Annotated in this window: 13 protein-coding genes and 1 riboswitch; of the genes, 7 read left to right on the forward strand and 6 right to left on the reverse strand. The window is 70.3% G+C overall.

The window, feature by feature from the left end; all coding sequences use genetic code 11:
• Positions 1 to 115 precede the first annotated feature (115 nt).
• Positions 116 to 769, reverse strand: a complete 654-nt coding sequence (locus AB0M80_RS11055; RefSeq protein ID WP_364562079.1) for a LytR C-terminal domain-containing protein — start codon at positions 767 to 769, stop codon at positions 116 to 118.
• On the reverse strand, positions 766 to 1,074 hold the full coding sequence (locus AB0M80_RS11060; protein WP_364562082.1) for a DUF3263 domain-containing protein: 309 nt from the start codon (positions 1,072 to 1,074) through the stop codon (positions 766 to 768). The genes AB0M80_RS11055 and AB0M80_RS11060 overlap by 4 nt, the downstream gene beginning before the upstream one ends.
• A gap of 155 nt (positions 1,075 to 1,229) precedes the next feature.
• Here AB0M80_RS11060 and AB0M80_RS11065 point away from each other — a divergent pair, with 155 nt between their 5' ends.
• Entirely contained in the window at positions 1,230 to 1,808 is a 579-nt protein-coding gene (locus tag AB0M80_RS11065; protein WP_364562085.1) for a peptide deformylase, read from the forward strand.
• A 74-nt stretch (positions 1,809 to 1,882) separates the two neighbouring features.
• Here AB0M80_RS11065 and AB0M80_RS11070 read toward each other — a convergent pair whose 3' ends face one another.
• The gene (locus tag AB0M80_RS11070; protein ID WP_364562088.1) at positions 1,883 to 4,051 is read right to left on the reverse strand and encodes a glycoside hydrolase family 15 protein; all 2,169 of its coding nucleotides are present in this window, start codon (positions 4,049 to 4,051) and stop codon (positions 1,883 to 1,885) included.
• 436 nt (positions 4,052 to 4,487) lie between these two features.
• Here AB0M80_RS11070 and AB0M80_RS11075 point away from each other — a divergent pair, with 436 nt between their 5' ends.
• The 5 genes from AB0M80_RS11075 (at position 4,488) to AB0M80_RS11095 (ending at position 8,752) form a co-directional block, all read left to right on the forward strand.
• Positions 4,488 to 5,399 (forward strand): trypsin-like peptidase domain-containing protein, encoded by a 912-nt coding sequence (locus tag AB0M80_RS11075; RefSeq protein ID WP_364562091.1) that lies wholly within the window; start codon positions 4,488 to 4,490, stop codon positions 5,397 to 5,399.
• A gap of 47 nt (positions 5,400 to 5,446) precedes the next feature.
• Positions 5,447 to 5,569: riboswitch (TPP riboswitch) on the forward strand.
• Entirely contained in the window at positions 5,563 to 7,200 is a 1,638-nt protein-coding gene (gene thiC, locus AB0M80_RS11080; protein ID WP_364562093.1) for a phosphomethylpyrimidine synthase ThiC, read from the forward strand. It overlaps the preceding riboswitch by 7 nt.
• Entirely contained in the window at positions 7,197 to 7,997 is an 801-nt protein-coding gene (gene thiD / locus AB0M80_RS11085; RefSeq protein ID WP_364562094.1) for a bifunctional hydroxymethylpyrimidine kinase/phosphomethylpyrimidine kinase, read from the forward strand. The genes thiC and thiD (AB0M80_RS11085) overlap by 4 nt, the downstream gene beginning before the upstream one ends.
• A gap of 41 nt (positions 7,998 to 8,038) precedes the next feature.
• Complete coding sequence (locus tag AB0M80_RS11090; protein ID WP_364562097.1) at positions 8,039 to 8,551, forward strand: hypothetical protein; 513 nt, start codon at positions 8,039 to 8,041, stop codon at positions 8,549 to 8,551.
• Positions 8,552 to 8,569: 18 nt separating this feature from the next.
• Entirely contained in the window at positions 8,570 to 8,752 is a 183-nt protein-coding gene (locus tag AB0M80_RS11095; protein ID WP_364562100.1) for a zinc-binding dehydrogenase, read from the forward strand.
• Here the strand turns inward: AB0M80_RS11095 and AB0M80_RS11100 are convergent.
• On the reverse strand, positions 8,749 to 9,759 hold the full coding sequence (locus AB0M80_RS11100; RefSeq protein WP_364562102.1) for a phosphatidylinositol-specific phospholipase C domain-containing protein: 1,011 nt from the start codon (positions 9,757 to 9,759) through the stop codon (positions 8,749 to 8,751). The two genes, AB0M80_RS11095 and AB0M80_RS11100, sit on opposite strands and share 4 nt — an antisense overlap.
• Positions 9,760 to 9,870: 111 nt before the next feature.
• On the opposite strand from AB0M80_RS11100, the gene thiD (AB0M80_RS11105) reads away from it, so the two are divergent.
• Complete coding sequence (thiD, locus tag AB0M80_RS11105; protein WP_364562104.1) at positions 9,871 to 10,698, forward strand: bifunctional hydroxymethylpyrimidine kinase/phosphomethylpyrimidine kinase; 828 nt, start codon at positions 9,871 to 9,873, stop codon at positions 10,696 to 10,698.
• Positions 10,699 to 10,743: 45 nt separating this feature from the next.
• Here the strand turns inward: thiD (AB0M80_RS11105) and AB0M80_RS11110 are convergent, their stop codons facing one another.
• Both AB0M80_RS11110 and AB0M80_RS11115 read right to left on the reverse strand, forming a co-directional pair.
• Positions 10,744 to 11,178 carry a MarR family transcriptional regulator gene (locus AB0M80_RS11110; RefSeq protein WP_364562107.1) on the reverse strand — a complete coding sequence of 145 codons (435 nt, stop codon included), beginning with the start codon at positions 11,176 to 11,178 and terminating at the stop codon, positions 10,744 to 10,746.
• Between the two features lie 198 nt (positions 11,179 to 11,376).
• Complete coding sequence (locus AB0M80_RS11115) at positions 11,377 to 12,135, reverse strand: thiazole synthase (RefSeq protein WP_364562110.1); 759 nt, start codon at positions 12,133 to 12,135, stop codon at positions 11,377 to 11,379.
• Position 12,136 lies beyond the last annotated feature (1 nt).

Consider the following 12,136-nt stretch of genomic DNA (forward strand, 5'->3'; position numbering starts at 1 on the left):
CGCCGATCACCAGGTTGTTCGTGAACTGCACACGGGTGAGGCGGTCGAGCCCGGAGATGCCGGACAGCGACACGGCGACGGTCTGGGTTCCGGGTGACGGCCGCTTCCCGGAAGCTCAGCTGCCCTTGTGGGCGCCCTGGTACTCCTTCGTCACGATGACGATCACCCCGGGGCTCGCGCTCTGGATGCCTTCGAAGCGGGGCTCGGCCTTGATGCCGAACTCCTGCGCGAGCTGCTTGGCCGCGGCTTCCTCGTCGGTGCCCGGGCGGTAGTACGCCGTCGTCGTCGGGATGATGCCCTGGGAGTAGTTGCTGACCTCGTTGACGTTCCAGCCCGCGCCGCGGAAGTCCTCCGCCGCCCGGTCCGCCAGGCCCTTGATCGTCGAGTTGTTGAACACCCGGACGGTCACCCATTTGTTGGACGCCTGCTGGTCACCGCCCGGCTGACCGGGCTGTCCCGGCTGTCCCGGCTGTCCCGGGCCGGCCGACGTCGGCTGGCCGGCCCCCGGCGAGGTCGTCGACGGCGGTGCGGGCGACGAAGGGTTCGTCGACGGGGAAGGCGGCGTCGAAGAAGAAGTCGAGCCCGAAGGCGGCGACGAGGTGCCGGACGTCCCCGGCTGCGTCGACGTGCCGCTCGGCCCGGCTTCGTTCGCCCCGTCGCCCCCGCCCAGCGCGGAGATCCCGCCGATGACCGCGGCGATGATGGCCACGCCGATCAACGCGACGCCCGCGGCCTTCATCGGCCGCGACATGCCCGAAAAAACACTCATTTCAGCTCGATCCCCAGTCGCCGGGCGCCACGCTTGCGCTGGCGGGTGGCGCGCGTCTTGCGCAGCCGCTTCACCAGCATCGGATCGGCCTCGATCGCCTCCGGCTTCTCCAGCAGCTTGTTCAGCAGCTGGTAGTAGCGCGTCGCCGACAACGAGAACCGTTCGCGGATGGCGTTCTCCTTCGCCCCGGCGTGCCGCCACCACTGACGCTCGAAGGCGAGGATCTCGACCTCGCGTTCGGTCAGGCCGGGCACGGGCTTCGGCGGCGACGGCTGCGGCTCAGCCATCGACTCCGCGGCGTCCATCCGAGTCCCTCTCAATCGGGCGTCATGGCGAATCAGACCTAGCTCTTCCGCGGGCGCCATTCAACCACGGAAGCCGCCGCCGACGTGGGCATCGACGTCGGCGCGTCACGGTCTGATGCAGGTGTACCAGAGGGGTCCGACTAAACTGGCCCGCCGTGACCATCCACCCCATCGTTATCGCCGGCGAGCCCGTGTTGCACCAGCCGACTCGGGAGATCACCGAGTACGACGAGAAGCTGCGCACGCTCGTGGACGACATGTTCGAGACGATGTACGCCGCCGAAGGCGTCGGTCTCGCGGCCAACCAGATCGGCCTCGACCTGCGGGTGTTCGTCTACGACTGCCCGGACGACGAAGGCGTGCGGCACAAGGGCGTCGTCGTCAACCCGAAGCTGGAGACGTCGGAGATCCCGGAGACCATGCCGGACCCGGACGACGACTGGGAGGGCTGTCTCTCGGCGCCCGGCGAGTCGTACCCGACGGGCCGCGCCAAGTGGGCGAAGGTGACCGGCTTCGACGTCGAGGGCAACCCGCTCGAGGTCGAGGGCACCGGCTACTTCGCGCGCTGCCTGCAGCACGAGACCGACCACCTCGACGGCTACATCTACCTCGACCGCCTGGTCGGGCGGCACGCGCGCGCCGCGAAGAAGATGCTGAAGCACAACAAGTGGGGCGTGCCGGGCAACTCGTGGCTGCCGCCGAAGACCCCCGAGGACGACGGCGCCGTCATCTGACCCCAGAGGTCCGTGAATGCCACATCGAGGGACGCGAGTCCCTCGATGTGGCATTCACGGCTTTTGGCGACGCGTCAGCAGCCGAGGAAGTGGCAGCGGACGACGCGAGGCATCTCCAGCACCGACCCGGCCCTGACGTCCCAGGCGAGCCGGACGTACTGGGCGTGCGTCCAGGCCAGCGGCGTCGCCGAGGTGTTCGGCGTGCCGGCCGGGAAGCCGGTCTGCCCGGACGGCGGGTTCTCGTCCCACACCTGCTCCGGCATGGTCTCCGCCGAGCTGCTCACCCGGCCGAGGTCACGCAGCCGCCGCGCGGCCGAGGAGCGGTCACCGAGAGCCAGTTCGTACTCGCCGCGTTCGCCGGCGAGCAGCGGCCACAGCCTGCCGAACGTCGTGCGGCTCTCCGCCGGGAACGTGTAGTCCCACGGCGAACCGTCAGCCTGCTCGCCGTAGCCGTCCTTGGTGTAGCGGTGCCAGAACTGGCCGGTCGGCGTGGTGAAGGCGATGTCGGAGTCCGTGACGCGCACGCTGTTGAGGATCACCGGGTCGTCGGCGCGGTAGATGCCGAGCCGGACGAGGTCGAGGAAGCCCGCGTCGGTGACCGCGCGCTGGTCCATCGTCACGCTCGAGTTGCCCAGGTTGTACGTCGTCCCGGCGTTCGCGTCGGCGTCCTTGGTGAGCCGGACGAAGTACGGGTCCTTCGACAGCGGCCCGTTCGTGGTGATCGTCTGCTTGGGCAGGTCGGCCTTCATCTTGTCGGCCGCCGCGAGGTACCGGGCGGCGTCCGCCCAAGCGCCGTTGTGCTGGGCGAGGTCCGCGGCGCAGACGAGCCCGGCGATCACCGAGGCGATCGTCGACGGGGACCAGCCGTCCTGCTCTTCCCACCGCTCCTGCTGGGTGTACGGCGACGGCTGCCCGTTCGGGCCCCGGTACCCCAGGATGAAGTCGGCGGCCTTGCGCACGCCGGGCCACAGGTCGGTGCGGCCGAGCTGCTGCGCCAGCACGATCGGGAACGCGGTCTCGTCGAGCTGGATCGACGTCCAGTACGGCACGCCGTCGACCCGGCTGTTCTGCGGCATGTGCCCGTCGGCCTGCTGCTGCGTGCCGAACATGTACGTCACGGCGCGGTTCGCCGCGGACTTGTCGCCGCCGGCGGCCAGCCCGGTCGCGATCTGGTAGAGGTCACGCGGCCAGACCAGGTGGTAGGTACCGGACGGCGACCACTCCGGGTCGTTGTTCCCGAACCGCCACGGCATGCTCGGCGACGCGATGAAGGCGCCCGGGTGGTGCTTGTCCTCGCTCGCGGCGAGCGTCAGCATCGACGCCTGGTAGAGGTCGCGCTCGGCGTCCGTCTTCAGCGACGACGGGGGCTTGCCGATCCCGCGCAGGTACTGCGCCCAGCCGCGGTCGTAGGCGCGCGTGATGTCGCGGACACCGCGTCGCTGCGACGCCTGCGCGTTGCCGAGCGCGTCGGCGGCCTTCGCGCCCATGCCGAGCGCGAGGGTGACGTGCCGGCCGCGGACGCCGTCGGCGGCCGTCTGCCCGGTGAGCACGACGTTGCCCTTCGCGGCGCTGTCGTACGGGGCCAGCTTGAACGTCTTGGCGAGCTGGGTGTTGCCGTCGGACGCGCCCGCGTAGCCGACGCTGGTCTTCACGAAGGCGGGCCTCGCGGTGAGGGCGGCGGCGTTCGACGCGTCCTGCGCGGTGACGGCGTCACCCGAGCGGGCGGCCGAGTCGTCGGAGCCGTCGTTGGTCAGGTCCGGGTCGGCGACCGCGTAGAGCTGGTAGGGCCGTCCGGTGAGCGACTGGAAGTCGACGTCCACCAGCACGGTCGTGGCGGCCGGGTCGGTGACGTAGGTCTTGCGGAGGCGCCAGCGGTGCTGGTCGTCGGTGATGGTCTGCTCGTAGGTCAGGCTGTCGTCGTCGGTCCGCCGGACCTGCTGCGACTTCGCCGCGTAGTCGGTGACGGCGAAGCTGCGGCCGTCCGTGACGACGAAGTTCAGCGACCGGACGCTGGGTGTCGACAGGTCCGGGTAGTAGACCTCGGACATCTGCCCGCCCTGGAGCGTGAACCAGACGTTGCTGCCGCGGTCGCGGGCCGTGCCGAAGCCGGTCTTGTTCGCGGGCAGCCAGCTGGGATGGGCCCCGGGCGCGCCGGGAGCCGCGCCGCCCTGGGCCGCCGCGGTCGCCGGGAGCAAGCCGGTGACCAGCAGCCCGGCCAGGGCGCCGAAGATGAGTTTGCGCATATCAACCCCACAGAAAAGTCACCTCTGCACCGTTACAGAAGCGACTTGGGAGTCTGCCGCCCATCCTTCACCGGCGCATGGTCCGATCCGGTGAACCACTGACCGTCACTGGTCCGGACAATGGTGTTGCGGCCCGTTGACAGCCAGCCCACGCAGGCTTCCGCTCCGGGCTGGTCACGAACGTCGGCAACCCCAAGGCGGGCGTGTTCGCCCTGTCGTTCCTGCCGCAGTTCGTCCCGGCCCACGCGGGCTCCGGCGCGCTGCTGGTCTGCGCCGCGACAACGTGGAGCGATGGCTGGAGCGCACCTCGGGCGGGCTGCTGATCGGCTTCGGCGTGACCGTCGCCCTCGAGAGCTGAGTTCACCAGCAGCGAACGGACCTCCCGCCAAACCGAGCGCAGACTTGTAGTACCTGCAACGCTGTAATCGAGGTACGCATGGACGACGCCATGGACGCCTACTCACGCGCGGTCAGCACGGTCGCCAAGACCGTCACCCCGCACGTCGCCGGGGTGCAGCTCGCGCGCGGCAGCGGCTCGGCGGTCGTCTTCGCCGACGACGGTCTCCTGCTCACCAACGCCCACGTCGTCGACGACCACCGGCAGGGTGTCGCCACCTTCGCCGACGGCACTGAAGTGCCCTTCGACGTCGTCGGCGCCGACCCGCTGTCCGATCTCGCCGTGCTGCGAGCGCGCGGGGGAACACCGCCGGCCGCCGTGCTCGGGGACGCCGACCGGCTCGTCGTCGGGCAGCTCGTCGTGGCCGTCGGGAACCCGCTCGGCTTCTCCGGGACCGTCACCGCCGGCGTCGTCAGCGCGCTCGGGCGGGCGCTGCCGGTGCGGCAGGGCCGCACGACCCGCGTGATCGAGGACGTCATCCAGACCGACGCCGCGCTCAACCCGGGCAACTCCGGCGGCGCGCTCGCCGACTCCGCCGGCCGGGTCGTCGGCGTCAACACCGCCGTCGCCGGGGTCGGCCTCGGGCTCGCGGTGCCGATCAACGCGACGACGCGGCGGATCATCGACACGCTCGTCGTCGAGGGCCGGGTGCGGCGCGCGTACCTCGGTGTCGTCGGCCTGCCCGCGCCGTTGCCGGACGACGTCGCCGAGCGCACCGGGCAGAACGCCGGGCTGCGGGTGCGGGAAGTGGTCGCGGGCGGGCCCGCCGACCGGGCGGGTCTCAAAGCGGGCGACCTCGTGCTCACCGTCGGGCGCGCCCGCGTCTCGGACGCCCAAGGCATCCAGCGGCAGCTGTTCGCCGAAGTGATCGGCACCGCACTGCCGATCACCGTGCTGCGCAACGGAGCCATGGTCGACGTCTACGCGACACCCGCCGAGTTGGTCGGGTGAGGTGAGGACACTTGAGTATCCCGACCCGGCGTGGCATGGTCGGGGCACAACACCAACGCGGGAGCTCGCGCCATGGCGGGCTGAGAGGGCGACTTGGGGTTTCCCAGGCGTCGCCGACCGCATGAACCTGACCGGGTAATGCCGGCGTAGGGAGTGAAAGTCGTTGACGACGCTAGAGAACAACGCTGCCGTAAAGGTGACGACCGGTCCGATCACCGGCTCGCACAAGGTGTACCACCAGACCGAATCCGGGCTCCGCGTTCCCGCGCGCCGGATCGATCTCTCCAACGGGGACCACTTCGACGTCTACGACACTTCGGGCCCGTACACCGATCCGGAAGCCGAGATCGACGTCCACAGTGGACTTCACCGGCTGCGGGCGGGCTGGGCCGACGGGCGTGAGCACAACACCCAGCTCGGCTGGGCCAAGCAGGGTGTCATCACCCGCGAGATGGAGTACATCGCCGCCCGGGAACGGGTTTCGCCCGAATTCGTGCGCGACGAGGTCGCCCGTGGCCGCGCGGTGATCCCCGCCAACCGCAAGCACCCCGAGTCCGAACCCATGATCATCGGCAAGAACTTCCTGGTGAAGATCAACGCCAACATGGGCAACTCGGCCGTCTGGTCGTCGGTCGAAGAAGAGGTCGACAAGATGGTGTGGGCCACCCGCTGGGGCGCCGACACGATCATGGACCTGTCCACCGGCAAGCGGATCCACGAGACCCGGGAGTGGATCGTCCGCAATTCGCCGGTCCCGGTCGGCACCGTGCCGATCTACCAGGCACTCGAAAAGGTCGACGGGGAACCGGAAAAGCTGTCGTGGGAGGTCTACCGCGACACGATCGTCGAGCAGTGCGAGCAGGGCGTCGACTACGTCACCGTGCACGCCGGCGTGCTGCTGCGCTACATCCCGCTGACCGCGCGGCGGGTCACCGGCATCGTCAGCCGTGGCGGGTCGATCATGGCCGCGTGGTGCCTGGCGCACCACCAGGAATCGTTCCTGTACACGCACTTCGAGGAACTCTGCGAGATCCTCCGGCAGTATGACGTGACGTTCTCCCTCGGCGACGGCCTGCGCCCCGGCTCGATCGCCGACGCCAACGACCGCGCCCAGTTCGCGGAGCTGGAAACCCTCGGCGAGCTGACGCACATCGCGCGCTCGCACGACGTCCAGGTGATGATCGAAGGCCCCGGTCACGTGCCGATGCACAAGATCAAGGAGAACGTGGAGCTGGAGGAAAAGCTCTGCGGCGAGGCGCCGTTCTACACCCTCGGCCCGCTCGCGACGGACATCGCGCCGGGGTACGACCACATCACCTCGGCCATCGGGGCGGCGCAGATCGGCTGGTACGGCACGGCGATGCTGTGCTACGTCACGCCGAAGGAGCACCTCGGCCTGCCCAACCGCGACGACGTGAAGACCGGCGTGATCACGTACAAGATCGCCGCCCACGCCGCGGACCTGGCCAAGGGGCACCAGTACGCGCAGGAATGGGACGACGAGCTGTCCAAGGCGCGCTTCGAGTTCCGCTGGAACGACCAGTTCAACCTCTCGCTCGACCCCGACACGGCGCGCTCGTTCCACGACGAAACCCTGCCCGCCGAGCCGGCCAAGACCGCGCACTTCTGCTCGATGTGCGGCCCGAAGTTCTGCTCGATGCGCATCACGCAGGACGTCCGCAAGTACGCCGAAGAGCACGGACTGTCCACTGTGGAAGCGATCGAGGCCGGCATGGCGGAGAAGTCGGCCGAGTTCGGCGAGCAGGGCAACAAGGTCTACCTGCCCGTGGTGCAGCCGTGACACCGAGGACCGCCCTCACCATCGCCGGCTCGGACTCCGGCGGTGGTGCGGGCATCCAGGCCGACCTGCGCACGTTCTTCGCGAACGGCGTGCACGGGCTGGTCGCGCTGACCGCGGTGACCGTCCAGAACTCCTTGGGCGTGCAGGGCTTCACCGAGATCCCGGCCGACGTGGTCACCGCGCAGATCAAGGCGGTGGCGACCGACATGGGCGTCGACGCGGCGAAGACGGGCATGCTGGCGACCGCGGAGATCATCCGCGCGGTGGCGAAGACACTCGACGAGCTCGGCCTGGACTTCCCGTTGGTGGTCGACCCGGTGGCGGCCTCGATGACGGGGCACGCACTGCTGCGCGAGGACGCCCTGGAGGCGATCCGCACGGAACTGTTCCCACGCGCGACGCTGATCACGCCGAACCTCGACGAAGTTCGGTTGCTGACCGGTGTTCCGGTGGTCGACTCCGCATCGCAGCGCGCCGCCGCCGAGGCCCTGCTGGAGTTCGGCTCGCGCTGGGTCCTGGTCAAGGGCGGTCACATGACGGGCACTGCGGATTGCGTGGACCTGCTGTCGGACGGCCGCGAGTTCATCGAACTGAGCGGCCCGCGGTACGAGACGGAGAACACCCACGGCGGCGGAGACACGCTGGCGTCGGCGATCACGGCGTCCCTCGCGAAGGGCACCTCGGTGCCGGATGCCGTGGCGGCGGGGAAGAAGTTCATCGAGCGGTGTGTCGCGGAGGCTTATCCGCTGGGCGCCGGGGTGGGCCCGGTGTCGCCGTTCTGGGTGCTGGAGCGGTAAATCGCCCGCGGACCGGGCATCCGGACTGCCAGACTGGGCCGATGGAACCCGAGGAGCTGTGGGCGATCCTGCCCGGCGAGCTGCGCACCGAGATCGACGCCTGGCTCACCGAAGGCCACTTCCTGCGCGTGATCACGGCCCTGCGCGAGAAGTCCGGCATCACACCGGTACCGGGCATCAACGAAGGCAAGGGGCTGGTCGGCTACCGCACCGCGCTCCTCCACGAACGTGGCCTGCTGAAGCCGCCGCCGGAGTACACGGTGGACGGGATGCTCGCCGACCTGGCCGAGCAGAACCTGACACCGGTCGCCGTCGAGATCACCTGGGACGGCGACTCCCGCGGCTGGCACACGGAGTTGTGCGTGGTCGTGGCCGCTCCGAAGTTCCACCTGGTCGCCCTCGGCCGGTTCGTGCCGCACCTCGGCCGAACGGAATCAGTGCGAGACGAAGCCGTGCGGAAGGGTCAGGCGATCGCCGAGCGGCTCCGTGTCCCGTTCCACTTCCCGCTGCCGGACGAACCCGGCGTCGACCAGCCGCACTGGTGGGAATCGTGAGTCAGCGGACCGGCTGAGGTGCGGACGTCCGGGATCCTCGTCGAGCCGGACCGCGGCGGGCTGACCGGCCTCGTCGAACTGATCGAGGCCGGTCAGCCGCACGTCCGCGTCGAGCAGACCTTCCCGCTGGAGCACGTCGCCAAGGCGCACGAGCTGGGTGCGTCCGGCCGGGTGTCCGGCGAGCTCGTGCTGACCGTCTAACCCCGGGCGAGCACCTGGGGCAGCACCGTCGTGAGCCCGGTCCAGTCCGCGGTGACCACCGATGCGTGCTGCTTCGCCAGCTCGGCGACGCGCTGGTTGGCCTGCTCGACCGTCGGGTTGTGGGCGTCGATGGCCGGCGCGACGTTCTGCCCGTCGGTCATCACCACGTAGTAGTGGTTCGCGTCGTACCACCACGGCCCGGTCTGGGTCACCCACGCGTTCGCGTCGCCGTCGAACACCACGAACCACGGCTTGAGGTCGGCGGTGTACTTGTCCCGCGGGTCACCGCCGGCCGCGCCGTGCACGGTGGGGAAGATGTTCGCGTCACCGAGCCGGCCCGCGTTCTTGAGCCCGACCAGGTACCGCGCGTACTCGACGTCGGTCTTCAGCGTGTCGGTCGAGTTCCCCTCCTCCACCGTGCCCGGGATGATCTCGGTGAGCACCCGGCCCCGCAAGGCGTCCACCGACGGCCAGTTGTCCGCTTTGGCCGCGTCGTCGAGCGTGCCGTAGCTGCCGAGCAGCTCGGCCGGGCGGAACGCGACGCTGCCGAGGTGCGCCCGGAACGTGGCGTCCAGCTCGTCCGGGCCCATGCCGGTGTTGTCCGAGAAGCCCGTCTTCATCTCGAGCTTGAGCGTGATCGGCGTGTGCCCGGGGTGGGCGGCCAGCCAGATCCGGATGTCGTCGAGGCAGTACTCCAGGTTCTTGTTCTTCCCGCCGGAGTACAGCTGGGCCGCCGACGTCGCCGCGACGCAGTTGTTGTTGTTCCCCAGCGGGTTCGAGTGGCTGACCTTCCACTCGTGGGTGAAGAAGTCCGGCCAGACGTCGAGCTCGATCAGCGACGACCCGGCGTCCAGCGCCCGGGCCAGGTAGTCGTAGGCCGCCGGGTCGTACGTGTTGTGCACGCCGACGGTCGTGACGTGGGAGAGCTTCGCGCTGTCCGCGTTCGCGGCCGTCGCTCCGGAGAGCGCGAGAGCGGCCGTGAGGAATACCACCGAGAAGAGCTTCATCCAGGCTCCTTCGCCCGTGAACTGGTGAGTAGCCCCCACAATGTGCCACCGTGGTTGACTCTTGATGAAGGAAAAGCGGCCGATTGGCCCAGACCAGAAGTCGGGAAGACGATGACCTCGAGCCCTCCCTCGGCGTTGACCATCGCCGGGTCGGACTCCGGCGGTGCCGCCGGGCTGCAGGCGGACCTGCGCACGTTCCTGACCTGCGGCGTGCACGGCCTGGTCGCGGTCACCGCCGTCACCGTGCAGAACACCCTGGGCGTGCACGACCGCGCCGACCTGCCGCCGCACATCGTGGCCGGGCAGATCGAGGCCGTCGCGGCGGACATGGGCGTCGGCGCAGCGAAGACCGGCATGCTGGCGTCGGCCGAGATCATCCACGCCGTCGCCGCGGCCTGCGACCGCGCGGAGATCGGCCGGGACGCCCGCATTCCGTTCGTCGTCGACCCGGTGGCGGCGTCGATGCACGGCCACCCGCTGTTCGACGAAGCCGGGCTCGTGGCCCTGCGCGACGAGCTGCTGCCGCGCGCGACCGTGCTGACGCCGAACCTCGACGAGGTCCGGCTGCTCACCGGGATGACCGTGACCGACCGCGAGGGCATGCACACCGCGGCCGTCGTGCTGCACCGGATGGGCCCGCGGTACGTCCTGGTCAAGAGCGGGCACCTGCAGGCCGACCCCGAGTGCGTCGACCTCCTCTTCGACGGCTCGACGTTCGTGGAGCTGCCGGGCGAGCGGTACCCGACGCCGCACACGCACGGCGCGGGCGACACGATGGCGTCGGCGCTCACCGCGGGCCTGGCCAAGGGGATGTCCGTGGTCGAGGCCGCGCACTACGGCAAGTGGTTCGTCGCCCACGCCGTCGAGCACGCCTACCCGATGGGCGCCAAGGTCGGCCCGGTCTCGGCCTTCTGGCGGCTGGCTCCCGAGGAGCGCTGAAGGTTCAGCCGATCGACTGGTGGCCCAGCACGCGCAGGAAGCCGCTCAGCGGTCTTCGTCGGAGATCAGCGCTTCGAGCGCCGGCAGCGCCGCCAGCAGCGCTTCCCGGTGCTCGGGCGCAAGCCGGTCGAGCCGCCGGTTCAGCTCCTGCACCCGCGTCGAGCGGACCCCGGAGACGAGCCGCTCCCCCTCTTCGGTCGCCTTCGCCAGCCACGCCCGCCGGTCGACCGGGTCGGACTCCCGGCTGACGTACCCGGCTTCGACCAGTGACGCGATGATCCGCGACATGGTCGCCGCGGCCACCCCCTCCTTGGCCGCGAGGTCGCCGAGCCGGAGCTGACCCGCGTGCACCAGCGTCGCGAGCGCCGAGAGGGCGCCGTGGCCCGGCCCCGGCACACCGGCCTGCCGCAGTGACCGGGACAGCCTGCCGACGGCGAGGTACAACCTGCCCGAGACGTCCTGGACCGATGTGCTCGTCACGGCTGGCTCCTTCTGCCCTGCCCCGCCGCGGGTGCGCCGGAAATGCCGTCCACCTTACGGGTCCGGGGTCACGCTCGGTGTTACCAACCCGGCCAAAAGCAGGCCGCCCCTCCGCGCGGCACGTGACCGTTGCTGCGAAGCCATTCGGCTGTGACTGTGGTCGGATTGGTAACGATCGGCACCGTAAGCCACCTCGGTTCAGCGGGGCGGGCTCGACGCCTGCGCCCAGAAGCGCTGCGGTACGCGCCCGGCCTCGCGGGCGAGCCGTCCGGCGACGACGCCCGCCCGCATCGCCGCGGCCATCCGCTCGGGATCGGCCGCCCGGGTGACGGCGGTGGACAGCAGGACGGCGTCGCAGCCGAGCTCCATCGCGAGCGTCGCGTCCGACGCCGTGCCGATTCCGGCGTCGAGGATCACCGGCACGCCCGCCCGCGCGACGATCAGCTCGATGTTGTGCGGATTCCGGATGCCGAGGCCGGTACCGATCGGCGCGCCCAGCGGCATCACCGCGGCGCAGCCGGCCTCCTCCAGGCGCAGCGCGAGCACCGGGTCGTCGTTCGTGTAGGCGAACACGGTGAACCCGTCGGCGGCCAGCCGTTCGGCCGCGTCGAGGGTTTCGATCGGGTCCGGCAGCAGCGTCCGGTCGTCGGCGTGCACTTCGAGCTTGATGAGATCGGTATCGAGCGCCTCGCGCGCGAGCTGCGCGGTGAGCACGGCCTCGGCGGCCGTGCGGCAGCCCGCGGTGTTGGGCAGCAGCTCGATGCCGAGGCGGCGCAGCAGCTCGAGGACGCCGGAGCCGCCTTCGGCGTCGGCGCGGCGCATGGCGACGGTGGTCAGCTCGGTGCCGGACGCGACCAGCGCGCGTTCCAGCACGGCGAGGTTGGCCGCGCCGCCGGTGCCGATGATCAGCCGGGACGTCAGCTTGCAGGCGCCGATGACCAGCGGTTCTTCGTCCATT

The organism is Amycolatopsis sp. NPDC051045 (assembly GCF_040682955.1).
Lineage (GTDB): Bacteria > Actinomycetota > Actinomycetes > Mycobacteriales > Pseudonocardiaceae > Amycolatopsis.

Excerpts from the sequence above, each read along its gene's own strand:
- AB0M80_RS11055 (WP_364562079.1), bottom strand. The coding sequence starts at position 769 with ATGAGTGTTTTTTCGGGCATGTCGCGGCCGATGAAGGCCGCGGGCGTC.
- AB0M80_RS11060 (WP_364562082.1), bottom strand. The coding sequence starts at position 1,074 with ATGGACGCCGCGGAGTCGATGGCTGAGCCGCAGCCGTCGCCGCCGAAG.
- AB0M80_RS11070 (WP_364562088.1), bottom strand. The coding sequence starts at position 4,051 with ATGCGCAAACTCATCTTCGGCGCCCTGGCCGGGCTGCTGGTCACCGGC.
- AB0M80_RS11075 (WP_364562091.1), top strand. The coding sequence starts at position 4,488 with ATGGACGACGCCATGGACGCCTACTCACGCGCGGTCAGCACGGTCGCC.
- AB0M80_RS11090 (WP_364562097.1), top strand. The coding sequence starts at position 8,039 with ATGGAACCCGAGGAGCTGTGGGCGATCCTGCCCGGCGAGCTGCGCACC.
- AB0M80_RS11100 (WP_364562102.1), bottom strand. The coding sequence starts at position 9,759 with ATGAAGCTCTTCTCGGTGGTATTCCTCACGGCCGCTCTCGCGCTCTCC.
- thiD (WP_364562104.1), top strand. The coding sequence starts at position 9,871 with ATGACCTCGAGCCCTCCCTCGGCGTTGACCATCGCCGGGTCGGACTCC.
- AB0M80_RS11115 (WP_364562110.1), bottom strand. The coding sequence starts at position 12,135 with ATGGACGAAGAACCGCTGGTCATCGGCGCCTGCAAGCTGACGTCCCGG.